The sequence below is a fragment of the Luethyella okanaganae genome (genome assembly GCF_042660285.1).
In the GTDB taxonomy this organism is placed as follows: Bacteria; Actinomycetota; Actinomycetes; order Actinomycetales; family Microbacteriaceae; genus Luethyella; species Luethyella okanaganae.
In genome coordinates, this window is record NZ_JBHSTP010000002.1 from 714,927 (window position 1) to 740,749 (window position 25,823).

Consider the following 25,823-nt stretch of genomic DNA (forward strand, 5'->3'; position numbering starts at 1 on the left):
CCTTCGGCCGCTTCGTCTATCGAGGTGCGACTAGTGCGAAAGAGCCTTGGCCTTGAGCATCTCGAACTCCCTCTGCGTGATGGTCCCGGCGTCGAGAAGGGCCTTGGCCTTGCCGATCTCCTCGGTTGGGGTAGAGCCGGCGACGCTCTTGATGTAGTCGTCGCTCGCCTGCTGTGCGGCCCTGATGTCCCTGGCCTGGCGCTCGGCCATCCCACGTCCACGGGCGATCAGGTAGACCAGGGCGGTGAGGAACGGCACGAAGATGAGGAAGACGATCCAGAGCGCCTTCCACCAGCCGTTGAGCTTGTGGTCGCGGAACAGGTCGCCCACGATCGCGAAGATCGCGAACAGATAGGCGATGAAGGCGAAGCTCCAGAAGATCACCCAGAGGACGTTCCAAAAATTTTCCCAGATACTCACGAGCAGTCCTTCCGATCGTTGTGCTCAGATCGGCCCCAGCCCCATGCTGAATGGCCCCCTGTGAACAAGCTATCGCCTCGTCGGAGTCGGGGTCTACACTCGCCCGCTACGCCCGATGGCAAGCGAGCGCTAGCCCGCCTTGCCTCCGCGAGCTGACACCGACGGCTCTCTGCACCGGCGTTGGAGGACGGTTCGCGTCATCTCGCACCGGAGAGGAGGCTTGGATGCCAGGGGGCGGGCGGCGGGAGGCGGGGCCGTGGATAGCCTTCGCGCGATGATCCGGCCGTGCGCGATGACTCCCGCGTGAATCCACGAGAACCGCTCCAACCGGGGCTGCAGGGCTAGAGGTCCCGAGCGCAGCGGAAGCCGATGTGAGTGGTGGCGGTGTCCTCGGCCTGGGGCGAGCGCGCAGCTGGACGATAGCGCAGGCAGTACTCCGGAGCGCACAGATGGGAACCGCCCTTGAGCACGCGACGCGGAATCGGCGAGCCCGGTTCGGCGCTCGCAGCCGCTCGCTCCGCATCCGCCCGTTTCGCGTCCGCCCGTTTCGCATCCGGGGGCCGCGCGGGGTTCGCCTCATCCGAGGCCCGCGGCAGGGCACCCGGTTGTGCCGCGTCCGCGTCGGGGCCGAGCGTCCGAGCCGCGGTACTCCGGCCGGAGCCGTCTGGCCCGCAGGCGCATGCCTCACCGCAACCCGCAGTGGCACCGGCGAGCGGGATGAGTGGATCCGGGCGTCCGGACGGCTCGGGCGCGGTGGCGATCGCGACAGGAACCTCGTGGCGCGGCGTGTAGTAGTCGCTCGTCCATTCCCACACATTTCCGATGCAGTCGTAGAGCCCGTAGCCGTTCGGTTGGAAGGTCTTCACCGGTGAGGTGCCGACCCAGCCGTCTGCGCCGGTGTTCAGGTACGGAAACCGCCCTTGCCAGGTGTTCGCCATGATCCGATCGTCGACGCGGACCTCGTCGCCCCACGCGTAGCTGGCGCCGTCGAGGCCTCCGCGCGCGGCGAACTCCCACTCGGCCTCGGTGGGCAGCCTCCTTCCGGCCCAGGCTGCGTAGGCCGAGGCGTCCTCGAACGAAATCTGCACGACGGGATGCCTCTCTCGCCCCTCGATCGTTGAGTCCTGGCCGAACGGTCGACGCCAGCAAGCCCCGGGGCCCCAGGCCCACCAGGCGCGCCAGTCGGAGAGATCGACGGGGCCGGACGTGCCCGTGAAGACGAGTCCGCCGGGGGAGTGGCCGCTGGTGTCGGCTCCGGGAAAGTCGGCTGGGTCGAGCGGACGCTCCGCGACGGTCACGTAACCGGTTGCCGCGACGAAGGCCGCGAACTGCTCGTTCGTGACCGGATGCTCGTCGAGGAGAAACGCCGCGACATCGCGGACGTGCGCGGGCGACTCCTCGGGATAGAACGCGTCGGAGCCCATGCGGAAGCTTCCGCCGTCGATGCGGAGCATGGCGGTCATATCGGTCACCCTTCGAGCCTACGTGCGGTCGCTCCTGTCGTTCGCGGGAGATGCTCTCCTCGCCGCCCCGAGACTCAGAAGACCGGCGGCTTGCTATCCATATACCCCCTAGGGGTATACTCGATCCATGACAGACACCACCGCATTCACCGACCTCGGCCTCACGGATGTCTCGGCGAACGACTCCGGATGCTCGTGCTGCGCCGTTTCCGAGCGGAGTTCCGAAGTCGCCGGCGCCGCCGCTTCCGGTGACGATGCCGCGCCGGGCGACCGGAATCCAGAGCAGCTGAGCATCTGGAAGGTCGACGGCATGACGTGTGGGCACTGTATCTCGAGCGTGACGGAGCAGCTCTCGGCGATCGACGGCGTCACCGGAGTGGATGTCGCACTCATGGCCGGCGGCGTCTCGACGGTCACGGTGCGCAGTGCACGGGTGCTCGACGAACCATCCGTCGCCGCAGCGGTCGACGAGGCCGGCTATCGCCTGGTGTGACTCATCCGTGCTGCGGCCCCGATGCCTCGGCTAAGGCTCGAGACGAGTCGGCCCGCGGAAGAGATAGGTCACCTCTCGAATCGATGCCTGGTGCAGCATGAGCATGAGCACGCGAGCGAGGCCCATGCCGAAACCGCCGTGCGGGGGAACGCCGTAGCGGAAGAAGTCGAGGTAGAAGCCGAGCTCCTCAGGATCGAGCCCCTTCTCCTTGGCCTGCTCGACGAGCACCTCGACCCGGTGCTCGCGCTGGGCTCCGGTAGAGATCTCGGTGCCGTTGAAGAGCAGGTCGTAACTGTTGGTCAGACTCGGGTCGTTCGCGTGGCGCATGTGGTAGAACGGCCGGATGCTCGACGCGTAGTCCGTGAGAAACACGAACTCGTGCTCAAAGGTCTCGGCGACGTAGGCGGCGATCCTGCGCTCGCCTTCCGGGTCCAGGTCGGCGTCGGCACGCGGCACCTCGTAGCCACGCTCCGCGACGATCCGCTTGGCCTCGGCCAGCGGGATGCGCGGGAACGGCGTCGACGGCACGGTGACCTCGACGTCGAAGAGCTCGACGATCTCGGCGCCGTGCTTCTCCTTGACGGCGGTAAAACCCGCGACGATCAGCTCCTCGTGCAGCCGCATGACGTCCTCGTGGTCGTCGATCCAACTGAGTTCGGAGTCGATGCTCGTGAACTCGGTGGCGTGACGGCTCGTGAAAGAGGGGTCGGCCCGGAACGCCGGACCGATCTCGAAGACCTTGCCGAAGCCGGCCGGCTGCGCCATCTGCTTATAGAACTGCGGGCTCTGCGCGAGGTAGGCCTTGCCCTCGAAGTACTCGACCTCGAAGAGCTCCGCGCGCGACTCGCTCGCGCTCGCCATGAGCTTGGGTGTCTGGATCTCGATGAAGTCGTTGTCGACCCAGTACGTGCGCAGGGCATGCAGGAACGTCGTCTGAATCCTGAAGATGAGGTTCTGCTTGGGGTGGCGCAGATCGAGAAAACGCCAGTCCATGCGCTTGTCGAGTCCGGAGTCGGCGGCGATCGGCGTCTCGGGCAGGGCCTCGGTGACGAGGTCAAGGGTCTCGAGCTTGATCTCGAGGCCACCGAGCTTGACCCGCTCGTCCTTCTTGAGCTGACCGGTCACGGTGATGAACGAACCGTGCGCGAGGGTCGAGATCGCCTCGGTGATGGCGAACCTGTCGGCGGATGCCGCATCATCCGCTCCCGTCTGCAGATCGACGGACGGCTCGCGCACCGCCGGGTTCACGAGCTGGGCGGCACCGGACTCGTCGCGCAGCACGATGAACTGCACTTTCTTCTGGTCGCGCACGGTATCGACCCAGCCCGACACCGAGACGGGGCCGTCGGCCAGGGCGGAGAGATCCTTGATCAAGACACGTGCGTTCACAACCGCCAATCCTACCTTTCGCGCCGGCGGCCATCCTCTCGGCAAGCTCACGGTTCTACGCTCCGTAGACTGGGTGCCGTGGTAGTAGCCAGACAGCTGCACCTCGTCCGGCACGGCGAGGTGCACAATCCCGAGCGAGTGCTCTACGGACGCCTCCCCGGCTACGGGCTCTCTGAGCTCGGCCGGACGATGGCCGCCGCCGCCGCGGACGACCTTGCCGCCCGTGGGTCCTACTACGTCGCCCTCTACGTCTCCCCGCTGCAGCGCGCCCGGGAATCGGCCGAGCCCGTGGCCGTGGCCCTCGGCCTCGCCGCCCAGGTGGAGTCTCGAATCGTCGAACCGTCCAACCACTTCGAGGGCAAGCGGATGCGTGGCAAGGGCTCCGCACTCACGGACCCACGCAACTGGCCCTTCCTGCTCAACCCGCTCCGACCGAGCTGGGGTGAGTCGTATCGCTCGATCGCCGACCGGATGATCGCCGCCATGAACGCCGCCTGGGATGCCGAGGACGACGGCGACATCGTGATGGTGAGTCATCAGCTGCCGATCTGGATGGTGCACCGCGCGCTCGCCGGGCAGCGACTCTGGCACGATCCGCGCACCCGGCGCTGCGGCCTCTCGAGCGTGACGAGCTTCAGTCGTTTCGGCGGCACCTTCGTCGAGACCGGCTATGCCGAGCCCGCGGCCACGCTCGCCTCGTCGGCGACAGATGTGGGTGCGGTCTGATGCGCAGACGTCTCGCACCCGTCGCCGTCGCCGTGGCATTCGCGCTGCTGCTTGCCGGCTGCTCGAACGACCCGCTCGCCGAGCAGTACCGCGAGGGCAGCAACAAGAACTACATCGCGGGCGACGGCGCCGTTACGGAGATTGACGTGTCGAACCGGGACGAGCCGATCGAGTTCAGCGGCACGACCGAGAGCGGCACGACCGTGACCTCCGCCGATTACGCCGGTGAGGTGCTCGTGGTCAACTTCTGGTTTGCGAGCTGCGCGCCGTGTCGCGCAGAGGCCCGCGACCTCCAAGCGCTCAACGAGCGGTTCGACGGCAAGGGTGCGAGCTTCCTCGGCGTGAACGTGCGCGACCAGACCGACACCGCCGCAGCCTTCGAGAAGACCTTCGGCGTCACCTATCCCTCTGTCATCGACGCGAACGACGCGGCGGTGCAGCTCGCGTTCACCGGCAAGGTGCCGGCGAACGCCGTTCCGACGACACTCGTGCTCGACGCGCAGGGCCGTGTCGCCGCACGCATCCTTGGCCAGCTCCAGGAGCGGTCCATCCTCGAGACGCTCATTCGCGACACCATCGCGGAGGGCGAGTAGCCGTGGGCGGCGTCAGTGAGATCGTTCTCGGCGGTCAACTTCTCGCCGCCGTTCCCATCGCGGTCGTCGCCGGCGTCGTGTCGTTCCTCTCGCCGTGCGTGCTGCCGCTCGTTCCCGGTTATCTCGGCTATGTCGGTGGTCTCGCCGAGGTATCGGCCGACGAGGAGGCCGCACGTCGATCGCGCCATCGGCTACTGCTCGGGGTCGCACTGTTCGTGCTCGGTTTCACGGTCGTTTTCGTTGCCTACGGAGCTGCTTTCGGCGTGCTCGGGCTCTGGCTCAAGGTCTATGAAGACCTGATCATCCGGGTTCTCGGGGTCATCGTCATCGTCATGGGTCTCGTCTTCGTCGGCCGGTTCACGCTCCTGCAGCGCACGATCAAGCCGTCATGGCGGCCGGTCACCGGCATCGCAGGAGCTCCGCTGCTCGGCATCGTGTTCGGGCTCGGCTGGACGCCGTGCATCGGCCCGACCCTCGGCGTCGTGCTCACCCTCAGCACCGACGCCGGCTCGGCGGGTCGAGGAGCGCTGCTGGGCTTCGCCTACTGCATCGGGCTCGGCGTCCCCTTTCTGCTCGTAGCCCTCGGCCTCGACTGGGTGACCCGCTCCGTCACATTCCTCAAACGGCATATCCGTACGATCAACCTCATCGGCGGGACACTGCTCGTCATCATCGGGCTGCTCATGGTCTCGGGGCAATGGACGGTCTGGATCTACGAACTGCAGGCGGTGATCTCCGGTTTTGTCCCGGCCATCTGACCACATCGACTCGCGGCAACCGGCGGACGGCGGCATCAACCAGCCCAGGCTCGGCTTCGTCGGCTGGCTGCGCTGGCTCTGGCGTCAGCTCACGAGCATGCGCACAGCCCTCTTCCTGCTTCTGCTGCTGGCGATCGCCGCCGTGCCGGGCAGCCTCGTGCCGCAAAGATCGAGCGACCCCAACGGCGTGACTCAGTACTTCGTCGACAACCCCGATCTCGCACCGGTCCTCGACACCTTCCAGGCGTTCGAGGTCTATACCTCCGTCTGGTTCTCGAGCATCTACCTCCTGCTCTTCGTATCGCTCATCGGGTGTGTCGTCCCGCGCACCCGGTATCACTTCCAGGCGTTGCGGGCGAAGCCGCCGAAGACCCCGGCGCGGCTCGCACGTCTGGCCGGCTTTATCGAGCGCGAGGTTCCGGCCGGCGTCGCGGATGCCGCATCCGTCGTCGAGGCGGCGCGCGCTCAACTGCGTTCCGGCGGCTATCGGGTGGCGGTCTTCACCGACGCGAAAGAGCTCTCGGTATCGGCTGAGCGGGGTTACCTGCGCGAGACGGGCAATCTCGTCTTCCATTCCGCGCTCATTGGAATTCTCGTGGCCGTCGGCTTCGGCGGAGGCTTCGGCTTCACCGGTCAGCGTGTCGTCGTCGAGGGTCAGTCGTTCGTCAACTCGCTGCTCGCCTACGAGTCCTACAACCCTGGCCGTTTCTTCAGCCCTGGCAGCCTCGAACCGTACAAGCTCACCCTCGACAGCTTCGACGTCACCTACGAGACCGAGAACCGTGACGCCTTCGGCCAGCCCACCGACTTCGCCGCGAACGTCACCGTCGAGCACAAGGGCGAGAAGCCCGAGCCGGGCAGGGTCAAGGTCAACGAGCCCTTGCGCACGGGCGGCACCGACATCTACCTCCTGGGCAACGGCTATGCGCCGACGATCACTGTGAGAGACCCCGAGGGCACCGTCGTCTTCACCGACTCGATCCCCTTTCTGCCGCAGGATGCCCAGCTCACCTCGTTGGGAGTCGTCAAGGTTCCCGACGGACTCGCAGAGCAGATCGGCATGATCGGCTTCTTCTACCCGACGCAGGCCGCTCAGCAGCAGCCGTACTTCTCGAGCTTTCCCGACCTCGAATATCCGGTGTTGACACTCGATGTGTTCGCGGGGGATCTCGGCATCGACGGTGGCATCCCCACCTCGGTCTACACGCTCAACACCGATTCGATGACCCAGCTCACGCGCGGCGACACGGGCGTGAAGTCGATCGAACTCATGCCGGGCCGTTCCCAGGAACTGCCGAACGGACTTGGCACGGTCACCTTCGAGAATGCCGCCCCCAACGCCCCGGCAGATCCCGCCGAGACGACGGATTACTCGCACAGCGTCTTGCGCTTCGCCTCGCTCGACATCCATAACGACCCAACGCAGGGCTGGGTGCTGCTCTTCGCCGTGCTTGTTCTGCTCGGCCTGCTCACCTCGCTCTTCATCCCGCGCCGTCGTATATGGGTCAAGGTCGTCGAGCGGGAGGACGGCTCGCTCCGCATCGAGTACGCCGGGCTCGCGCGCGGCGAGGACCCGACCCTCGAGGAGGCGGTCGCCGCCGTCGCCGAGAGGCATTCCGCCGCATTCACCGCTCCACTCGCCCCCGCGGGCCAATCAGATCTAGGCTGACACCGTGCTGCTCCTCGACGATATCTCCGTTCTCTGCCTCTATTCGGCCATGGCGGTGTACGCCCTGGCCTTCATCGCCTACGCGATCGACCTGGCCAGGCGGTCGGGCGCGGTCTCGGCAGGGATCTCCTCGTTGGTCGAGTCCGCCCGGCCGGTTGAGCCCTCGGCGTTGATTGAGCCTGTCGAAACCATCGCAGCCTCCACGAGACATGCCGGGAGCCGCACCGGCAGCCGCGCAGGCACCTCCACCCTCGAGAAGGCACCGCCCATCGCCTCCTTCGGCTACGGACGTTCGCCCTCCCTCCGCGTCGGCATCGCTCTCACGATCATCGCGTGGCTGCTGCAACTCGCGGCCGTGTTCACTCGCGGCCTCGCCGCCGGGCGGGTGCCGTGGGCGAACATGTACGAGTTCGCCATGACGGGGACCCTCATCATCGTGACCGTGTATCTGCTCGTCAACCTCAAAGTCGACCTGCGCTTCCTCGGCACCTTCGTCACGGGGCTCGTGCTCGTGCTGCTCGGTCTCGCCGCCGTGAACTTCTACGTCAGCGTCGTGCCGCTGCCGTCGGCGTTGCGGTCGATCTGGCTCGTCATCCACGTCTTCGTCGCCTCGTCGAGTGTCGGGTTCTTCGCCATCGGGTTCGGACTCTCGGTCGTGCAACTCCTGCAATCGCGACGCGATGCTCTCGTCGCAGAGGCGAAGGCGGTGAGGCTGAGGCTGCTCGCGACCCTGCCCTCGGCGGAAAGGCTCGAAAACCTGGCCTACCGCATCAACATCGTGGGCTTCATCTTGTGGACCTTCACGCTCATGGCCGGCGCGATCTGGGCGGAGAGGGCCTGGGGGCGCTACTGGGGCTGGGATACGAAAGAGGTCTGGACGTTCATCATCTGGACCATCTACGCCGGGTACATCCACGCACGGGCGACCCGCGGATGGCGTGGCTCGCGTTCGGCGTGGCTCGCGATCGTCGGCTTCTCGGCGGTGCTCTTCAACTTCACCATCGTCAACCTGTTCTTCAAGGGCCTGCACGCCTACTCGGGGCTCTAGCTCAACTCGGCACCGACTGCGTGGCGCTCCCTCAGCCAGCGTGTCTCCGCTCGCTCCCTCGGGTCTGCGAGTTCTCGACCGCCCTCGAGCCATCGGGTTCCGGTTCGTTCCTTGAGCCGCCGGTATCGAGATACCCGGTACGGGCGGCTCAGAGCCGTCCGGCGAGGATCGCGTGACAGCGTTCGAGCCGCGCGAGCCACCAATCGGCCCGCCCCGGAGCCGCCGCATGGCGTTCGAGCAGCGCCCCGCTCGGCGTCACCCGTCGCACCGGGATCCCGCCATCGACGGGCAGCAGCGGATCGGTCGTGACGTCTGCCGCGAGGAGCGATGCTGTGCCGAGTCCGCAGTCGTATTCGAGTTCTGGAATGCATGCGGCGAGATGGGCTCCCATGGCGAGTCCGATCGAGGTCTCAAGCGCGCTCGACACGACGACGGGCAGTCCGACGCGTCGGACGATCGAGAGCGCGTTGCGGATGCCGCCGAGCGGCTGTGCTTTGATCACGAGCAGATCGGCGGCTCCGGCGTCCACCACTGCCAGCGGGTCCTCCGCACGACGCACGCTCTCGTCGGCCGCGATAGGAATGCCCATGTACTTCGTGCGGAACCGGATCTCGGCGAGTTCCTCGATCGTCGCGCACGGCTGCTCGATGTACTCGAGATCGAACCCGGCCAGGGCGTGAACCGCGTGCTCAGCCTCGTCGATATTCCAGCCGCCGTTGGCGTCGACCCGGATGCGTCCCTCGGGACCGAGTGCCTCACGGGTCGCGCGCACCCGCGCCACGTCGTCGGCGAGTGTCTGATCGCCTCCGGCGACCTTGACCTTCGCCGTGCGGCAACCCGGGAAGCGCGCCAGCACGCTCGCGACTCGTCCAGGGGCGACGGCAGGCACGGTGGCGTTCACGCCTATGACGTCGCGCACCGTCATCGGGGTCTCGTTCCAGCCGAAGTCGATCGCCGCAGCCAGCCAGGCAGCGCTCTCGTGGTCGTCGTACTCGGCGAAGGGCGAGAACTCGGTCCAGCCGAACGGCCCCTCGATCACGATCGCCTCACGAACGTCGATGCCCCGGAAGTGCGTGACGAGCGGCAACGACACGACGCGGGCCGCGGTGAGGAGTTCGCCCAGCGGAGGGACCCCTGTCGGCGAAGGTGAGGATGTGGGCGGCTGCGGCAGCGTCATCCTCTCAGTCTTGCACCGTCGGTCTCGCACCGCCCGTGCGTTCACGACCCGGGCGGTTTCCCGTCTGGAGGCCGCGAACCGGCCGGGTGGCGCTCGGTCGTCGACAACCGCCTGAGTCGTGAACGGGCTGGCGCGGTTAGGCTTGCGGCAGCAGGGGGGTAACAGGTGTGCAGTGAGCAGAGGGAGTCGGCGGGGAGAGTAGTGAGGACGGCGGGGTTTGCGGGCTCGGTGGCTTGTTCGAGAACGACGTCGCGGTCGAGTCCTGTCACCGTGCCGTCGACGTTCCGCCAAGTGCTCGTCGGCGTCGGCTGTGTTCTGGCCGTGCTCGCCGCTCTGGCTTCCATGGTCTGGCGTCATCGTTGTCGCGATGTGGGCATCCGCGGTCATCGCAGGCCTCATGGCCGGTTTCGCGGCCTCATCGCTCTGATCCTTCGCACGGGTGGTCGTAGGCTTGAAGCCATGACCGCTCAGGTATCCGAGATCTTCGACCCGGCGCAGTGGCAGGCGGCTCCGGGCTTCGGCACCCTCACCGACGTGACGTACCACCACTCGACCGATGGCAGGATCGCCCGGATCGCCTTCAATCGGCCCGAGGTGCGCAACGCTTTCCGCCCGCACACCGTCGACGAGCTCTATGCGGCGCTCGAGGATGCCCGCACGAACCCGCGCATCGGCGTCGTGCTGCTCACCGGCAACGGCCCGAGCACCAGGGACGGCGGCTGGGCGTTCTGCTCGGGAGGCGACCAGCGCATCCGCGGGCGCGACGGCTACCTGTACGAGCCTTCGACGGTGGAGCCCGGCGACGACCAGGCGTTCGCGAGGAACGATCGGCGACCGACCTCGGTCGGCCGCCTGCACATCCTCGAGGTGCAGCGGCTCATCCGGTTCATGCCCAAGGTCGTCATCGCCGTCGTTGCCGGGTGGGCAGCGGGTGGCGGGCACTCTCTGCACGTCGTCTGCGACCTGAGCATCGCGAGCGCCGAGCACGCCCGATTCAAGCAGACCGACGCGGATGTGGGATCGTTCGACGCGGGCTATGGGAGCGCCTATTTCGCACGTCAGATCGGGCAGAAGTCGGCGCGTGAGGTGTTCTTCCTCGCTCGCGAGTACTCTGCGCAGCGCGCCTACGAGATGGGCGCGGTCAACGCCGTCGTGCCGCATGCCGAACTCGAGCCGACCGCGCTCGAGTGGGCCCGCGACATCCTGACCAAGTCGCCGACGGCCATCCGTATGCTCAAGTTCGCCTTCAACGCCGTCGACGACGGCCTGGTGGGCCAGCAGGTCTTCGCAGGCGAGGCCACGAGGCTGGCCTACGGGACCGACGAGGCCGTCGAGGGCAGGGACGCCTTCCTGGAGAAGCGCGAACCGGACTGGGCTCCTTTTCCCTGGCGGTACTAGGGATGACTCGGCTGCTGCGCCTCGTCGACGGCTCGCGGCCGGCGGAGGTTCTCGTCGCGCTCCGAGCCGCGTTGAGCGGAGATGGACCGGCGGTGCTCCCGATCACGCCGGCACCCGGGCGCCGAGCGCAGTTCGGGTCCTCGCACCGTGCGGGGGGCGGGAGTCCGGCTGACTTCGACAGGCTCAATCGGCGAGGTGATGGCCATGGGGGCGGCCGGCGAGTCGCACGCGAGCGCGACAGGGTACCGCTCGAGGTTCCCCGCGCCGTCGCACTTGTCATCGAGACATCCGGATCGACGGAGGCGCCGAAGCGTGTGGCGCTCAGCACCGACGCCCTCCTCGCGTCCGCTGCCGCCTCCGCTGCCGCGCTCGGGGGGGCCGGACAATGGCTGCTCGCTCTTCCCGCGCACTACATCGCCGGTGCCCAGGTGCTCGTGCGCTCGATCGCAGCCGGAACCGATCCGCTCATCCTGCCGCCTGGAGGTTTCGATCCCATCGTGTTCGGCGAGCATTCCGCCCGCATGACCGGGGAGCGGACATTCACCTCACTCGTGCCCGTGCAGCTTTCGCGTGTTCTCGACGCGGCGGTCGACGACGCCCGATTGCTCGCCGCGCTCCAGCACTTCGACCGGATCCTCGTCGGCGGACAGGCTGTACCTCCGGCTCTCCTCGAACGCGCCGAAGCGCTCGACATCGTCGTCACCCGCACGTACGGCTCCTCGGAGACGGCGGGCGGATGCGTCTACGATGGCGTTCCCATCGGAAACACGCGGATGCGCGTCGTCGGCGGGCTCGTCGAGCTGAGCGGTGCCGTGCTCGCGCAGGGATACGTGGGCGACCCGGAGCGCACCGAAGAGGCGTTCCCGGAGCACGACGGCAGACGCTGGTATCGCACGGGTGATCTCGGCGAGCTGGACGCCGAGGGTCGACTGCGGGTGCTCGGGCGGGCCGACAACGTGATCATCTCGGGAGGCGAGAAGGTATCCATCGATGCGGTCGAGCTCGTCGTGCGCCGCCATCCCGGGTTCGAGCATGCGGTCGTGGTCGCCGCAGACGACGCCCGGTGGGGACAGGCGCCGGTGGTGGTGACGGAGGCCGTGCAGGCCGCGAGCGCGGCCGACGACCCGAACACGGTTCCGAATCCGACCGCGGCCTTCGACTCGGTGCGCCGGTTCGTCTCGGCCCGGCTCGGAGTCACCGCCCGGCCGAGGGAGCTCGTGATCGTGGACTCCATGCCGATGCTCTCGTCGGGCAAGCCCGATCGCCGGGCGCTCTCGGCGCTCGTCGCCGACCGCGCCAGCTGACGGGTCGTCCCGCTGATGTCGTGTCGGCCCGTGTGATCCCAACGCCACGCTGGAACGCCACGCTGGAACTGCACGCTGGAACGCCACGCTGGAACTGCACGCTGGAACGCCACGCTGGAACAGCGTCATGAGCGGCAAGTGAACGGGGAATGGATGGGGCGAAGGGCTGCCAGGACGCGGGCGGGACCATCGCACGGCCCGCGCCTCGTTAACATGGGAGCGTGGCATCTGGATCCCGGCCGTCGAGGCCCAAGCAACAGCGTATGAACCCCGCCGGACGCGGAAGGCCGGGCATGAAGCCGCGGGTCAAGCCGGCGACCGCGGCCGATTGGGTGTCTGGGGCGCGCCTGCGCACCCTGCCGCTCGCGATCGCGCCCGTCGCGCTCGGCACAGGGGCGGCGGTCGTCGCAAACGGCGACGGCGTGTGGCATCCGGTGCGTGCGCTGCTGTGCCTCGTCGTCGCGCTGTGCCTGCAGATCGCCGTGAACTACGCCAACGACTACTCCGACGGCGTACGCGGAACCGATGATCATCGCGTGGGGCCGGCGCGGCTCACGGGTTCGGGCGCGGCCAAGCCCCGGCACGTGCTCGCGGTCGCCCTGGCATTCTTCGGTCTCGCCGCCGTCGCCGGTCTCACCGTCGTCGTGGTCACCCAGCAGTGGTGGCTCATCTCGGTGGGCGCGTTGGCGATTGCGGCTGCCTGGTTCTACACCGGCGGCAGAAGGCCGTACGGCTACTACGGCCTCGGCGAACTCGTCGTCTTCGTCTTCTTCGGCCTCGTCGCGACCTGCGGCACGACCTGGGTGCAGGCGCTGCAGGTCAACACCGAGAGCTGGCTGTCAGGTATCGCGATCGGTCTCATCGCCTGCGCGGTGCTCATGGTGAACAACCTGCGCGACATCGGACCGGACAGAGCAGCTGGCAAGCGCACCCTCGCGGTGCTGATCGGGCCTGTGGCATCCCGGGTGCTGTTCTGCGTCTTCCTGCTGCTGCCGTTCGGGGCGATCGCGTTCTTCTCGCTCTTCTACCCGCTCGCGTCGCTCACGTTCTTCGCGCTGCTGCTCGCGCTCCCCGCGTGCCTCATCGTCACGACCGCGAGGTCGTCACAGGAGCTTGTTCTCGCCCTCAGGCTGAGCAGTTTCACCGCGCTCGCCTTCGGCGTGGGGCTCGGTGCCGCCTTCGCGTTCTGACGACGGCGTGGATGGCGCGGCCGGGTCGCCACCGGCCGGGCGGATCGTCGCTGTGCCGATGGCGGCCGAGTCGGCTGGGTTCGAGTTCGCTGGGTTCGAGTCGGCTGGGTCCGGGCCCGCAGTGGAGGCGTCCGGCAAGGTCGGGGTATCTGCCGAGCTTTTCGCGATATCCGCATTGTCGATCGCCGCGTCTTCGCTCTCGTCGTCGACGTTGATGGTCGGATTGTCGCCATGGCGCCGTTCGTAGAGCTCGCGTGAGACGGTTTCGCGCGGACGCCGCAGGAAGATGTAGGAGACGCACAGTCCGATCACCGCGGCGAGCAGCGCCGAGATCCATGGGTTGACGTTGACGAGCAACAGCAGCGTAAGAGGCACGGCGAACGCGAGCACGCGCGGGATCGTGTAGGTCAACCAGGAGGGGGCTTTCACGAGGCACAAGTCTAAGCTGCGTGCCCGGTTGCCGCCCGATGGCGGACGTGGCGGCGGCGATGATGGCGGCGTGGCGGTGGCGGCGCGGCGATGGCGGCGTGGCGGTGGCGGCGTGGCGGTGGCGGCACAGCTCGACCGTGTCGTCCACCGGTGGGGAACGCCTCGATGTTCGAGCCAGTCGCCCAGCCAACGGGCAGCGGCGCGGCTTAGACTGATCGTCATGTCCCGCCTGCTGTTCGGCATCGCCATCGCCGTCGTGGTGTTGACGGTCTACATGGCGGTCGACTGCGCATTCTTCGACCGCAATCGCATCCGTGGGCTTCCGCGTTACATCTGGATCCTCGTCATCGTTCTCGTGCCGGTCGTCGGTGCGGTGCTCTGGCTGATCGTCGGCCGGGGTCGCCGCGGCACGGGGGACCGCACTCGTACGGTGGCGCCGGACGACGACCCCGACTTCCTCAAGCGTCTCGACCGCGACGCCGCCCAGGAGGACCGCATCCGCAAGCTCGAGCAAGAGCTTGCGGATCTCGACAAGAGGCTCGACCCTGGCACGGAATCCACCGACGGCGACAAGCCAAGCCGGCCAGATGCCTGAACTGCCTCGGATGTCGCAGAGCGACAGCCCGGCCACCGATTTCTCCTTCGCCCTGCTGAGCGAGTTCGTGCGCCTCGGCGTGCGTCACGTCGTGCTGTGCCCGGGATCGCGATCGCAGGCGCTCGCGCTCGCAGCCGCAGAGCTCGAGCGGGTCGGCGCGTTGCGATTGCATGTTCGCATCGACGAGCGCGGTGCCGCGTTCCTCGGGCTGGGTTTCGCCATCGAGACCGGATTCCCTGCGCTCGTCGTGACGACCTCCGGCACCGCCGTCGCGAATCTGCACCCTGCCGTGCTCGAGGCGCACCACTCCGGGGTGCCGCTCGTGCTGCTCACCGCAGATCGGCCGGCCGAATTGCGGGGCATCCGTTCGAATCAGACGACGGCGCAGCCGGGGCTGTTCGGCGATGCCGTGCGGTTGTGCGAAGACGTGCCGGCACCACAGGGCGGAGACGCCGAGTCTGAGGCTGCAACGGATCTGGCCCACCTCGCGCTCGCATTCGCCACCGGGCTCGCCACGCTCGACCCCGGTCCCGTGCACCTCAACCTCGCATTGAGGGAGCCGCTCTCGGCAGCGGTGACTCTGGATGCTGCGCGCGCAGTGCCTGCCATGCTCGCCGAAGCCGTCGTGGCGGACGGGATGGCCTTTCGCGCTCCGGCGGTCTGCGTCGGCGAGCGGGACGATCGCGTGGCCTCTGTCCTGCCGATCGGGCATGGTCCGCGCACGATCGTCGTCGCCGGCCATGGCGCGGGAGCCGAGGCGGAGGCCACGGCGCGGGCCGGGGGGTGGCCACTGCTCGCGGAGGTGTCGAGCGGGGCGCACTTCGGCCCCAATCTCGTCGTCGCCTATCGTGGACTCCTCGGCGACGCCGACTTCGGCGCGCGCGTCGAACGCGCGATCGTGTTCGGGCATCCGACGCTCAGCCGGGAGGTGCCGGCTCTCCTCCAGCGCGACGGCGTCGAGACGGTCGTCGTCTCGCCGACGGGAGACGAGTGGTTCAACCCCGGGCATCGTGCGCAGGCGTTCGCGCGCCGGATCGACGTGCTACCGCTACCGCGACGAAGCATCGAGGAGGAGCGTGAGGCGCGGACATGGCTCGGACGCTGGGTCACCTCGAGTCGCAACCTCGTCGACGCGGGTCTGCCTGAGGTCTCTCCGTTCGTGCCCACCCGGCTTGGCCTCGACGGCAAACCGGAGCTCTCTGCGCAGCGCGAATACGTGCGCACCGAGCTCGCCGCCCTCCGCACGCCGGTCACGCGACGGATGCTCGTCGACGCGGTCTGGCGTGCCAGCTGGCCTCACGACCGCCTCGTCTTCGGCGCGAGCCGTCTCATCCGCGACGCCGATAGGGTCGTTCCCGGCAAGCGCATTCTCGCGCATGCGAACCGGGGCCTCGCCGGCATCGACGGCACCGTTGCGACCGCACTCGGCATCGCCATCGGCAGCCAGGCGCCGGGAAGGGCGGACGCCGCGCCATCCGCTCGGGGCACGACGCGCGTGCTTCTCGGCGACCTGACCTTCCTTCACGACGCCGGCTCGCTTCTGCTGGGCGCGGGAGAATCGCGTCCGCGCATTCAGCTCGTGGTCGGGAACGACGGGGGCGGCACGATCTTCGACGCGCTCGAGGTCGCCGGAACCGCCCCGCGGGCCGCACTCGATCGTGTGCTCTACACGCCGCAGGCCGTCGATCTAGCGGCGCTCGCCGCGGCCTACGGCTGGGAGTACGCCCTGGCGGAGACGCGTGGTGAGCTCGACGACGCGCTGACCTCACCGCCGCCCTCGCCGAGCATTCTCGAAGTTCCGCTGCCGCGCTGAGTGTCGTCGCCGCGCTTCCTTCCGCTCGTCCGTTCCATTCCCGCCCGCTTCCCGCCCGCTTCCCGCCCGCTTCCCGCCCGCTTCCCGCCCGCTTCCCGCCCCCGCCTCTTCGCTCGCCCCCGCCTCTTCGCTCGCCCCCGCTCCTCGCCCGCCCTAGCCCTCGCCCTACCAAGTGCGCGAACCGGCAGTAGCCGCCCTTCTCAGCGCCCAGAAGGGCGGCTACTGCCGGTTCGAGTGGGTTCGAGTGGGTTCGAGTGGGGTCGAGTGGGGTTCGGGTCGGTGGTACGCCTCGACATCCACCCGTCTGAGGCGGCAGGATGATGGCTACCGACTGAAAGGGGCATCATGACCGCACCGACCGAGGGGTTCTGGGGCGACGACCCGTCACGCCTATTGCGCGTCGACGAGGGATTCGTGCTCGCAGAGGTCGACACGGACTCGCGCCCCGGTTTCGACGGCGACAAGAGATCGTCCGAGTCCGCGCTCGCGGAAGGCGCGGCGATCCTCTCGAAGCTTCAGGAGATGTTCTTCGCGGGGAGCACCGCCGGCGACACGCGTTCCGTGCTGCTCGTGCTTCAAGCGATGGACACGGCAGGCAAGGGCGGAATCGTACGTCACGTCGTCGGCGCGGTCGACCCGCAGGGCATCGCCCATTACGCCTTCAAAGCGCCGACGAAGGAGGAACTCGAGCACGACTTCCTCTGGCGCATCCGCAAGCGAATCCCCGGCGCCGGCAAGATCGGGGTCTTCGACCGTTCGCACTACGAGGATGTTCTCATCGCCAGGGTACGCGAACTCGCGGCTCCGGATGTCATCGACAAACGCTACGGCACCATCAACGACTTCGAGCAGGAGCTCGTCGACAACGGGACGACGATCGTCAAGGTCATGCTGCACATCAGCGCGGAGGAACAGAAAGCCCGTCTGGCCGAACGTCTTGACCGGGCCGACAAGAACTGGAAGTACAACCCCGGGGACGTGGACGAGCGGCTGCTCTGGCCGGCCTATCAGGATGCCTACCAACTCGTCTTCGACCGGACCTCGACGACTGCTGCGCCCTGGCACGTCGTTCCCGCCGACAGCAAATGGTACGCGCGCCTCGCCGTTCAGCACCTGCTCATCGACACCCTGCAGCGCTTCGGACTCGCATGGCCGCCCGCCGACTTCGATGTCGAGGCCGAGAAGATGCGCCTCGCCGCGAGCTGAACGCAACCCCATCGCCGAGTTGCCCGGCCTTCGGGGTGCGGCCGGATGCGCACCCCCGGCCGCGCAACTCGGCAGGTCTCCGTGGGCCTAGTTGAAGGCCTCGACGATCGGACGGAACTTCATGCGTGACTCGGCGAGCTCGTGCTCGGGGACCGACTCAGCCACGATGCCGCATCCGGCATAGGCGCGGATGTCGCCGTTCCGCGCCACCTGGGCGCAGCGCAGCGCGATCGCCCACTCGCCGTCGCCGTCGGCGCCCACCCAGCCGACCGGCCCGGCATAGCGTCCGCGGTCGAACGGCTCGAGCTCTTCGATGAGTGTGAGCGCGGCGTCCGTCGGGGTTCCGGCCACGGCCGCCGTCGGATGCATCGCCGCGACGAGGTCGAGCGAGGTCGAGCCGTCGCTCAGGCTGCCCTCGATGTCGGTCGCGAGGTGCCAGAGGTTCGGAAGCTTGAGCGTGAAGGGAACCTCGCTCGTCGCGAGATGCGAGGCATGCGGACGCAGCGCGGCGAGCACGCTCTGCACGGCGAACTCGTGTTCGTCTTTGTCCTTCTCCGAGGTTGCGAGGGCGACGGCCGCCGCCTGGTCGGATGCGGCGTCCGGGCCTCGTGAGATCGTTCCGGCGAGCACGCGCGCGTTGAGCTCGCCGCGATGCGCCCGGATCAGCGTCTCGGGGCTCGAGCCGACGAGACCGTCGACGGCGTAGGTCCAGCAGTCGGGGTAGCCGAGGGCCAGATCGCGCACGACGCGACGCAGATCGGACTCCGGCGGAAGGTGGCCGACGAGGTCGCGGGCGAGCACGACCTTGCTGACCTCGCGGTGCGCGATGCGGTCGACCGCTTTCGCGACGAGAGTCGTGAAGCCGTCGGCGCTGAGCGAGCCAGGGAGCAGCGCGATGCGGTACTCGTCGCCGAGGGCTCGGGATACTGGGGGAACGGATGGCGGTGCCGCTCCCGTCGCTCCGATGCGTGTCATCCAGCAGCGGCCGTCGCGCCGGCCGATGATCGTCTCAGGCACGATCAGCGCACTCGTCTCCGCCGAGGACGCCGAGAAGGCGAACGTTCCGAAGGCGACGAGGCCGGAGCCTGGCACGCCGAGCGGGTCGACGACGGTCGCGTGGGCGACGACCTCGCGCCAGGCGGCTGAGGCATCGGACACGCGGGTTGGGCCCGAGAACTCGAGCCGCAACGCCTCGCCGATGCCGGCCAGGCCCTCGCCTTTACGCAGCCAGAGCAGTGGCCTACGCGGGTCGACGATGGGGATCAGCTGGCGGATGTCGTCGAGCGCGGTGGTTTCAACCGTGAGCGCCTGCACGCGGGTCTCCGTAACAGTCACGACATCAGCCTACGCTCGTGCGTGGCCCCGGATGTCGTCGAGCGTATCCTCCGCTGGAACCTGCGTGCCCCGACCTCGTGGAGCCTGCGTGTCTGACGGGGAGCCTGTGTGCCATGACGGGGAGCCTGTGTGCTCTGGCGTTGAACTGATGCCTGACCTCGCCGGTTGAACCGGTCGGAGTCGAGTCACCGCAGGGGAGGCCTTCGGCCGGAGCGGAGGCCGCGATCGCGAGAGAAGCCCTCCCCCGCGCGCGAAGGCCTCCTCGGTGGGCGAGGATCTTCGACGGGGCAGCATCGAGCCCTCCCCCGCGCGCGAAGGCCTCCTCTAACGGCCCACTGGTGTACGAGTCGTTCACCTAGCCCTCCCCCGCGCGCGAAGGCCTCCTTTCGAGAACAGCCCCGACGGTGACGACCGCGGAAGCCCTCCCCCGCGCGCGAAGGCCTCCGCGGATGGCCCGGGGGTGAATGAATTCTGCCCCTAGCCCTCCCCCGCGCGCGAAGGCCTCCGGATCGGCGTCGGTTGGGTGTGTCGAAACCGGTTGCCTCCCTCTGATTTCGACAGGCTCACTCAGCGGATGCGGGCCGACGCTGGTTGAGCGTGTCGAAACCGCGGGCTGCACCGCGGGCTGCACCGCGGGCTGCTGCGCCATAACCGCAGGCCGTCGGCGCAGCTACCGCTGCACATAGACTGCAGGAGTGACGAAGGCAGACCTCAACAAGCGGCCGGCGCAGGTAGCCGCCATGTTCGACGAGGTCGCCGCGGGCTACGATCGCACCAACGCCGTGCTCTCGATGGGTAGTGCCGCCCTCTGGCGCACAGCGACGACGCGCGCCGTCGCGCCGAGGCCGGCAGAGCGCATCCTCGATGTCGCAGCGGGGACGGGCACCTCGAGCGCGAGCCTCGCCAGGAGTGGGGCAACGATCATCGCGGCCGACTTCTCTCCGGGCATGGTCGAGGTCGGGCGAGCACGGCAGGCCGGAATCCCGAACATCGAGTTTGTGCAGGCGGATGCGACGGCCCTGCCGTTCGCGAACGACGAGTTCGACGCCGTGACGATCAGCTTCGGCCTGCGCAACGTCGTCGAACCCCGCAAGGCGCTCGCGGAGTTCTATCGCGTCACCAGGCCGGGCGGACGGATCGTGATCTGCGAGTTCTCCACGCCGCCCGCGACGCTCGTCCGTTTCGGCTATTCGGCGTATCAGCGCTACGTCATGCCGTCTCTCGTCAGGCTCACGAGTTCCAACGACTCCGCCTACGACTACCTCAACGAGTCCATACGCGACTGGCCGGACCAGCGCTCACTGGCCGTCTGGTTGCGCGACGCCGGATACGTCGCGGTCGGGCACCGCAACCTCAGCTTCGGGATCGTCGCGCTGCACCGCGGCATCAAATCGTCGGCGTCCTGAGCCCGCTGTGCCGACCATGGACGTCAGCCGCGCCCGCAATCGCTAGGCTGGAACCGTGAAACCGAGCGTTCCCATCGTGCGTCGCGGCTCCGCCCTCGCATCGCAGTTGGGCCTCAGTGAGCGCATCTTCGCCACGTCCGAGGATCGTGTGCTGGCCAGGTCGATCGACGCCGGTCTCGACCGCGTCGAGGAAGGCCTGCTGCGCGAAGTCGGTTTCGCCGACACTGTAGCGGATGTCACGACGCGTTATCTGCTCAATGCAGGCGGCAAGCGGGTGCGTCCCATGCTCACCCTGCTCACGGCACATCTCGGCTCCGGCGTCACCGAGGAGGTCGTCATCGCGGCCGAGGCGATCGAGATCACTCACCTCGCATCGCTCTACCACGACGACGTCATGGACGACGCCGACAAGCGGCGCGGCGTCCCCAGCGCCCAGACGGTATGGGGAAACTCCGTCGCCATCCTCGCTGGTGACCTGTTGTTCGCACGCGCGAGTCAGCTGATGGCCGGACTCGGCGAAGGAGCCATCCGGCTGCAGGCCGACACCTTCGAACGTCTCGTGCTCGGCCAGCTTCACGAGACGGTCGGCCCCGGCCCCGAGGACGACCCGTTCGAGCACTACATCCGGGTGCTCGCCGACAAGACCGGCTCGCTCATCGCCGCCGCGGCCCAGACCGGCGTCATCTTTTCGAAGGCCCCCGGCGAGCTCGAGCAGCCCGTCGCCGACTTCGGCGAGCGGATCGGCGTAGCTTTCCAGCTCATCGACGACGTGATCGATCTCTCGCCCCAGCCGCAGACGACCGGCAAGGTTCCCGGAACCGACCTGCATGCCGGGGTCGTGACGCTGCCCCTGCTGCGTCTGCGAGAGGCGGCGAGGTCGGACGCGGCATCCGCCGAACTGCTCGAACGCCTCGAGCGTGACGTGGTCGGCGTGCCGTTCGACCCTCGTGACGCCACCGCATCCCTGGTCGCGGAGCTGCGCGACCACGAGGCCACTGCCTCGACCCTCGCCGAAGCGCACCGATGGGCGCGTGAGGCGGTGTCCGCACTCGGACCGCTGCCCGACGGTTCCGTGAAGAAGGCGCTCACCCGGTTCGCCGACACCATTGTCGAGCGTTCCAGTTAGGACGAATCCATGACCAGGCTCCGTTTGGCCATCGTCGGCGCAGGCCCGGCCGGCATCTACGCCGCAGACATCCTCTTGAGGGCCGAGAGGAACTTCGACGTCTCGATCGACCTGTTCGACCAGTTGCCGGCGCCATACGGGCTCGTGCGCTACGGTGTCGCTCCAGACCACCCGCGCATCAAGGGCATCATCACCGCTCTGCGCGAGGTGCTCGACCGCGGCGACATCCGTGTCTTCGGCAACGTTCGCTTCGGCGAGGATGTGACTCTCGACGATCTCAAGAGGCACTACAACGCCGTCATCTTCGCGACCGGCGCGGTGCGCGACGCCGAGCTGCACATCCCCGGCGTCGAGCTCGAGGGCAGCTATGGCGCCGCCGAGTTCGTGAGCTGGTTCGACGGGCACCCCGATTTTCCCCGCACCTGGCCGCTGGAGGCCGAGCAGGTCGCCGTCATCGGGAACGGCAACGTCGCGCTCGACGTGGCCAGGATGCTCGCAAAACACGCCGAGGACCTGTTGCCGACCGAGATCCCTGCGAATGTCTTCGACGGGCTCAAGGCCTCGCCTGTGACCGATGTGCACGTGTTCGGCCGACGCGGACCGACCTCGGTCAAGTTCACCCCGCTCGAACTGCGCGAACTCGGCGAACTACGCGATGTCGACATGATCGTCTACGACGAGGACTTCGACTACGACGATGCCGCCCGCGCTGCCGTGAGCGGCAACAAGCAGGTCTTCGTGATCGACAAGGTGCTGAATCAGTGGCGCCAGCGCGAGGTCGGTCGGGCCAGCCGTCGCCTCCATCTGCACTTCTTCGCCAAGCCGCTCGAGATCGCCGACGACGGAACCGGTCGGGTCGGCGCCATCCGCTACGAACGCACCGCACCAGACGGTGAGGGCGGCGTCGTCGGCACTGGCGAGATCCGGGAGATCCCCGTGCAGGCGGTCTACCGTGCCGTCGGCTACTTCGGCTCTCCGCTGCCCGGCATCCCCTTCGACGAGAGGCGTGGCATCATCCCGAACCGCGAAGGGCAGGTGCTCGTGAAGAGCAACCCGGACGGATCGAACCAGCAGATGTACGGCGTCTATACGACCGGATGGATCAAACGCGGCCCCGTCGGCCTCATCGGCCATACCAAGTCCGATGCGATGGAGACCGTGCGCCACCTCATCAACGATCTCGGCAATTGGTGGCGTCCGGAATCGCAGTCCGAGGAGAGCGTCGTCGCGATGCTCGAGGAACGCGGCATCGACTACACGACCCTCGACGGCTGGCGCAATCTCGATGTGCACGAGATGGCCCTCGGCGAGAAGCAGGGCCGCGCGCGGGTCAAGGTCGTCCCGCGCGACGAGATGGTCGACATCTCGTTGGGACGGGCCGCCAAGGCCTGACCGTGACATCTGCCCCCTCGATTTTCGCGACTCTGCCACTGCTGGTCGGGGCTGTTCTGGCCGGTCTCGTCGTCGGCTGGTGGCTCGCCGTCGCCGCCGAGCGGGTGCTGCGGCCGCGGCGACCGCTCCCGGCCTTTGCCCGTTGGGGCGCGGCGGTCGCAATGGGCGGGTCGCTCGCGCTCGTCGTCGGGCGTTTCGGCCTCGCATCCGAGACGCCCGCCTATCTGTTCTTCGCGCTGACCGGCGTCCTGCTCGCGGTCGTCGACCTCGCCGACAAGCGACTGCCGAATGCGATCGTACTGCCGTCGATCGGTATCGAGCTCGTGCTTCTCGTGACAGCGGCCGCCTTCTCCGGTGGCTGGTCGGCCCTGCTCGGTGCGGCGCTCGGCGGTGCGGCACTGTTCGCCGCCTATCTCGTGCTCGCCCTGATCTCGCCGCGCGGCATGGGCATGGGCGACGTGAAGTTCGCCGGATTCGTCGGCGTGGCGCTCGGATACCTCGGCTGGTCCACCTGGCTCGTCGGGTTCGTCGCTGCGTTCCTCGTTGGCGGTGTCGCCGCGCTCGTCGCCCTTCTGAGCGGCCGGGCCGGGCTTCGGAGCTCGATTCCGTTCGGGCCGTCGATGTTCGCGGGCGCGTTGCTCGCGATCCTGCTCTCCTGACCGGACCTCGCCGGCTTCGATCATCCCTGCGCTCATCCCTGTGCGGAGACGGTCGACCTTACATGTTCCATCGCGTCGACGCTGACGGCGTCATTCAGGGAGAGGATTCATCGTGAAGAGACATGGAGGACTCCGCTATGACGCGAAAACGCTCGGAAACCCGCGCCCCAGTAGGGGGACTGATCGATCTCCATCGATATCACTAGATTTTTCACGCAGCATGAGCGCCGGATCTGAACCGGCGGTGATCTCGCTAGGGAAATCGAGAGGCCTGTCATGGGTACTATCCACCACATTTCGTTCGCGGTGCAGGGGTGCGCCACGGACGGCGCCTGCGCGTCACGACGACCGCCGAACTCCGCACTTCCGTAGGCGTTGGACTCGCATGCCACCGCGACTCGAGTGGTCGCGGTATTTTGTGTGCCATCAGGGATTTTATTGGCAATTTCACCCCCTGTTCGAGTCTCCCTCCCACTGGGGATTAGTGAGCGCTCCTCACTCTTCACTACCGTGACGAACACCCGCCGGCCAGCCCCGGCCGGCAGTTCACAGAACGGACTGCACGATGAAGCTCCTCACCGATATCCAGGCTCGAATCAACAGCATGCGCAGCGAAGACGGCGCCACCGCCGTGGAGTACGGCCTCATGGTCGCCCTCATCGCCGTCGTCATCATCGCCGCCGTGACCCTGATCGGCACCAACCTCGACAAGATCTTCGACGCCGTCGGCGTGAAACTCACGACGACACCGTAAGACCGCCCGACACGTCCCGCGAGCCATCGTGCCTGCGTTCCGGTGGTGGCTTCCCGAGGCCGGAAGCCACCACCGATCACGACGAACGAAGGATCCCCCATGCACCGTTTCCTCAGCGCACACGTTCGCGGCCCCGGCGGCGAACGCGGTGCTGCCGCTGTGGAGTTCGCTCTGATGCTGCCGGTGCTGCTGATGCTGGTGCTCGGGCTGCTCGAGTTCAGCAGGGTCTACAACGTGCAGATCTCGCTGAGCAATGCGGCACGAGAGGGTGCGAGGGTCATGGCGATCCACAACGATGCGGCGCAGGCCAGGAGCGCGGCCAGTGCCGCCGCACCATCCGTCTCGCCGGCGATCGCCTCCAGCGACATCACGGTCAGCCCGGATACGTGCGCTGACGGGTCGACCGTCACCGTAACGATCGACTACGACATCGCGCTCATGACCGGATTCTTCGGGGTCGAGATCCCCCTGAGCGGCAAGGGAGTCATGCTATGCGGCGGATAGTTCGATTGCTCCAGTCCGAGCGCGGTGCGAGCGCCGTGCTCGTCGGAATCATGATCGTGCCCCTCATCGGGTGCCTCGCGATCGCCCTCGACGTCGGAGCGCTGTACGTCGAGCGCGGGCAATTGCAGAACGGCGCGGATGCCGCAGCGCTCGCCGTCGCCCAGAACTGTGCGGGGGACGGCGTGTGCGACAACGCGTGGAGCCAGGCGGCCAGCTTCGCGAACGCGAATGCGAACGACGGAGCGGCCAACACCCTCGCACCGAGCTTTCCGAACGCCCATACGGTCGTGATCACAGACAGCACACGCGTCGCGGGGACGGACGCTCCAGCGATCTACCACCCCTTCGCAGCCGTGCTCGGCATCGACTCGACGACGGTGCGGGCGAGCGCGACAGCCGAATGGGGTCCGCCCAAGGCGAGCGCCGTCGTGCTGCCGATCGCTCTGTCATTCTGCGAGTTCCGGCCGACCCTCGACGGCACGCTTCAGCTCATCCGCTATGACACGAACGTCTCGTGCAAGGGTCGTGATGGCCATCCGATCCCTGGCGGCTTCGGCTGGCTCGAACGAGTGAGCGGACTGTGCGAGGCCTTCGTGGACCTCGACGACGCCACCGCGCCGAGCGAGCCGGGCAACTCCTACCCCGGCGTCTGCGATCCCGGCATGGCCGAGCTCGCGGGGAAGACGATCCTCATTCCGATCTTCGACGGTGCCGACGTCGTGAGCGGGCCGGCGAAGTGGTACCACATCTACGCCTTCGCAGCCTTCACGGTGACGGGGTGGAAGTTCAGCGGTGGCAACAAGATGCCGACCGTCGACCTCGACCCGGCCGCTCCGCATTGCACCGGCAACTGTCGGGGAATCCAGGGGTATTTCGACCACTGGGTCTCGGTCGACGCGGCCGCGGTGGAGCTCGGCGGGCCGGATCTCGGCGCATCCATCGCGCGTCTGAAGAACTGACGGGAACGACGGAGCCT

Annotated in this window: 25 protein-coding genes and 1 CRISPR repeat array; of the genes, 19 read left to right on the forward strand and 6 right to left on the reverse strand. The window is 67.8% G+C overall.

Translation table 11 applies throughout. The features are described from left to right. Positions 1 to 30 precede the first annotated feature (30 nt). Positions 31 to 420 (reverse strand): SHOCT domain-containing protein, encoded by a 390-nt coding sequence (locus ACFQB0_RS11060; protein WP_386731353.1) that lies wholly within the window; start codon positions 418 to 420, stop codon positions 31 to 33. A 341-nt stretch (positions 421 to 761) separates the two neighbouring features. Then, a complete protein-coding gene (locus ACFQB0_RS11065; RefSeq protein WP_386731547.1) occupies positions 762 to 1,883 on the reverse strand; it encodes a formylglycine-generating enzyme family protein in 1,122 nt (373 codons plus the stop codon). Between the two features lie 127 nt (positions 1,884 to 2,010). Here ACFQB0_RS11065 and ACFQB0_RS11070 point away from each other — a divergent pair, with 127 nt between their 5' ends. Next, positions 2,011 to 2,376, forward strand: a complete 366-nt coding sequence (locus tag ACFQB0_RS11070; protein WP_386731355.1) for a heavy-metal-associated domain-containing protein — start codon at positions 2,011 to 2,013, stop codon at positions 2,374 to 2,376. A gap of 30 nt (positions 2,377 to 2,406) precedes the next feature. On the opposite strand, the gene aspS is transcribed toward ACFQB0_RS11070, so the two are convergent. Further along, a complete protein-coding gene (gene aspS / locus ACFQB0_RS11075) occupies positions 2,407 to 3,750 on the reverse strand; it encodes an aspartate--tRNA(Asn) ligase (protein ID WP_386731550.1) in 1,344 nt (447 codons plus the stop codon). Positions 3,751 to 3,843: 93 nt separating this feature from the next. Here aspS and ACFQB0_RS11080 point away from each other — a divergent pair, with 93 nt between their 5' ends. From ACFQB0_RS11080 to ccsB, 5 genes are read left to right on the forward strand one after another with little or no spacing between them, the layout of a single operon-like run. Further along, positions 3,844 to 4,491 (forward strand): histidine phosphatase family protein, encoded by a 648-nt coding sequence (locus ACFQB0_RS11080; protein ID WP_386731358.1) that lies wholly within the window; start codon positions 3,844 to 3,846, stop codon positions 4,489 to 4,491. Beyond that, positions 4,491 to 5,084, forward strand: a complete 594-nt coding sequence (locus ACFQB0_RS11085) for a TlpA family protein disulfide reductase (RefSeq protein WP_386731361.1) — start codon at positions 4,491 to 4,493, stop codon at positions 5,082 to 5,084. Before ACFQB0_RS11080 ends, ACFQB0_RS11085 begins: the two co-directional genes overlap by 1 nt. Before the next feature lie 2 nt (positions 5,085 to 5,086). Then, positions 5,087 to 5,842: a cytochrome c biogenesis CcdA family protein gene (locus ACFQB0_RS11090; protein WP_386731364.1), complete on the forward strand. Its 756-nt coding sequence runs from the start codon at positions 5,087 to 5,089 to the stop codon at positions 5,840 to 5,842. After that, positions 5,826 to 7,511: a cytochrome c biogenesis protein ResB gene (resB, locus tag ACFQB0_RS11095; protein ID WP_386731366.1), complete on the forward strand. Its 1,686-nt coding sequence runs from the start codon at positions 5,826 to 5,828 to the stop codon at positions 7,509 to 7,511. Before ACFQB0_RS11090 ends, resB begins: the two co-directional genes overlap by 17 nt. Positions 7,512 to 7,560: 49 nt before the next feature. Continuing rightward, positions 7,561 to 8,559, forward strand: a complete 999-nt coding sequence (gene ccsB, locus ACFQB0_RS11100) for a c-type cytochrome biogenesis protein CcsB (RefSeq protein ID WP_386731553.1) — start codon at positions 7,561 to 7,563, stop codon at positions 8,557 to 8,559. A gap of 148 nt (positions 8,560 to 8,707) precedes the next feature. Here the strand turns inward: ccsB and ACFQB0_RS11105 are convergent, their stop codons facing one another. After that, positions 8,708 to 9,736 carry an o-succinylbenzoate synthase gene (locus ACFQB0_RS11105; RefSeq protein WP_386731369.1) on the reverse strand — a complete coding sequence of 343 codons (1,029 nt, stop codon included), beginning with the start codon at positions 9,734 to 9,736 and terminating at the stop codon, positions 8,708 to 8,710. Between the two features lie 459 nt (positions 9,737 to 10,195). On the opposite strand from ACFQB0_RS11105, the gene ACFQB0_RS11110 reads away from it, so the two are divergent. From ACFQB0_RS11110 to ACFQB0_RS11120, 3 genes are all read left to right on the forward strand, one after another. Beyond that, positions 10,196 to 11,134, forward strand: a complete 939-nt coding sequence (locus tag ACFQB0_RS11110) for a 1,4-dihydroxy-2-naphthoyl-CoA synthase (RefSeq protein ID WP_386731371.1) — start codon at positions 10,196 to 10,198, stop codon at positions 11,132 to 11,134. Between the two features lie 2 nt (positions 11,135 to 11,136). Beyond that, positions 11,137 to 12,438, forward strand: a complete 1,302-nt coding sequence (locus ACFQB0_RS11115; RefSeq protein ID WP_386731373.1) for an AMP-binding protein — start codon at positions 11,137 to 11,139, stop codon at positions 12,436 to 12,438. Positions 12,439 to 12,701: 263 nt separating this feature from the next. Further along, a complete protein-coding gene (locus ACFQB0_RS11120) occupies positions 12,702 to 13,628 on the forward strand; it encodes a 1,4-dihydroxy-2-naphthoate polyprenyltransferase (RefSeq protein ID WP_386731555.1) in 927 nt (308 codons plus the stop codon). On the opposite strand, the gene ACFQB0_RS11125 is transcribed toward ACFQB0_RS11120, so the two are convergent. Continuing rightward, entirely contained in the window at positions 13,542 to 14,057 is a 516-nt protein-coding gene (locus ACFQB0_RS11125) for a DUF4229 domain-containing protein (protein ID WP_386731376.1), read from the reverse strand. The genes ACFQB0_RS11120 and ACFQB0_RS11125 overlap by 87 nt on opposite strands. Before the next feature lie 220 nt (positions 14,058 to 14,277). On the opposite strand from ACFQB0_RS11125, the gene ACFQB0_RS11130 reads away from it, so the two are divergent. The 3 genes from ACFQB0_RS11130 to ACFQB0_RS11140 all read left to right on the forward strand — a co-directional run bounded on the left by ACFQB0_RS11130 (position 14,278) and on the right by ACFQB0_RS11140 (position 17,671). After that, positions 14,278 to 14,652: a PLDc N-terminal domain-containing protein gene (locus tag ACFQB0_RS11130; RefSeq protein WP_386731378.1), complete on the forward strand. Its 375-nt coding sequence runs from the start codon at positions 14,278 to 14,280 to the stop codon at positions 14,650 to 14,652. Further along, a complete protein-coding gene (menD, locus tag ACFQB0_RS11135; protein ID WP_386731380.1) occupies positions 14,645 to 16,465 on the forward strand; it encodes a 2-succinyl-5-enolpyruvyl-6-hydroxy-3-cyclohexene-1-carboxylic-acid synthase in 1,821 nt (606 codons plus the stop codon). Before ACFQB0_RS11130 ends, menD begins: the two co-directional genes overlap by 8 nt. Positions 16,466 to 16,810: 345 nt before the next feature. Then, on the forward strand, positions 16,811 to 17,671 hold the full coding sequence (locus ACFQB0_RS11140; RefSeq protein ID WP_386731383.1) for a PPK2 family polyphosphate kinase: 861 nt from the start codon (positions 16,811 to 16,813) through the stop codon (positions 17,669 to 17,671). An 87-nt stretch (positions 17,672 to 17,758) separates the two neighbouring features. Here the strand turns inward: ACFQB0_RS11140 and ACFQB0_RS11145 are convergent, their stop codons facing one another. After that, positions 17,759 to 19,006 carry an isochorismate synthase gene (locus ACFQB0_RS11145; protein WP_386731385.1) on the reverse strand — a complete coding sequence of 416 codons (1,248 nt, stop codon included), beginning with the start codon at positions 19,004 to 19,006 and terminating at the stop codon, positions 17,759 to 17,761. Between the two features lie 235 nt (positions 19,007 to 19,241). Then, positions 19,242 to 19,512: direct repeats of the CRISPR family, unit length 27 nt; unit sequence AGCCCTCCCCCGCGCGCGAAGGCCTCC. A gap of 234 nt (positions 19,513 to 19,746) precedes the next feature. Between ACFQB0_RS11145 and ACFQB0_RS11150 the strand changes: the two genes are divergently transcribed. From ACFQB0_RS11150 to ACFQB0_RS11180, 7 genes are all read left to right on the forward strand, one after another. Then, on the forward strand, positions 19,747 to 20,412 hold the full coding sequence (locus tag ACFQB0_RS11150; protein WP_386731558.1) for a class I SAM-dependent methyltransferase: 666 nt from the start codon (positions 19,747 to 19,749) through the stop codon (positions 20,410 to 20,412). A 55-nt stretch (positions 20,413 to 20,467) separates the two neighbouring features. Beyond that, positions 20,468 to 21,538 carry a polyprenyl synthetase family protein gene (locus ACFQB0_RS11155; protein ID WP_386731387.1) on the forward strand — a complete coding sequence of 357 codons (1,071 nt, stop codon included), beginning with the start codon at positions 20,468 to 20,470 and terminating at the stop codon, positions 21,536 to 21,538. Positions 21,539 to 21,547: 9 nt separating this feature from the next. After that, a complete protein-coding gene (locus tag ACFQB0_RS11160; protein ID WP_386731390.1) occupies positions 21,548 to 22,930 on the forward strand; it encodes an FAD-dependent oxidoreductase in 1,383 nt (460 codons plus the stop codon). A 2-nt stretch (positions 22,931 to 22,932) separates the two neighbouring features. Continuing rightward, positions 22,933 to 23,589, forward strand: coding sequence for a prepilin peptidase (locus tag ACFQB0_RS11165; protein WP_386731393.1), 657 nt, complete (start codon positions 22,933 to 22,935; stop codon positions 23,587 to 23,589). A 565-nt stretch (positions 23,590 to 24,154) separates the two neighbouring features. Further along, complete coding sequence (locus ACFQB0_RS11170) at positions 24,155 to 24,343, forward strand: Flp family type IVb pilin (protein WP_386731395.1); 189 nt, start codon at positions 24,155 to 24,157, stop codon at positions 24,341 to 24,343. Between the two features lie 99 nt (positions 24,344 to 24,442). Then, positions 24,443 to 24,847, forward strand: a complete 405-nt coding sequence (locus tag ACFQB0_RS11175) for a TadE/TadG family type IV pilus assembly protein (protein ID WP_386731398.1) — start codon at positions 24,443 to 24,445, stop codon at positions 24,845 to 24,847. Positions 24,848 to 24,852: 5 nt separating this feature from the next. Continuing rightward, complete coding sequence (locus tag ACFQB0_RS11180; RefSeq protein ID WP_386731400.1) at positions 24,853 to 25,806, forward strand: pilus assembly protein TadG-related protein; 954 nt, start codon at positions 24,853 to 24,855, stop codon at positions 25,804 to 25,806. The last annotated feature ends 17 nt before the right edge of the window (positions 25,807 to 25,823 follow it).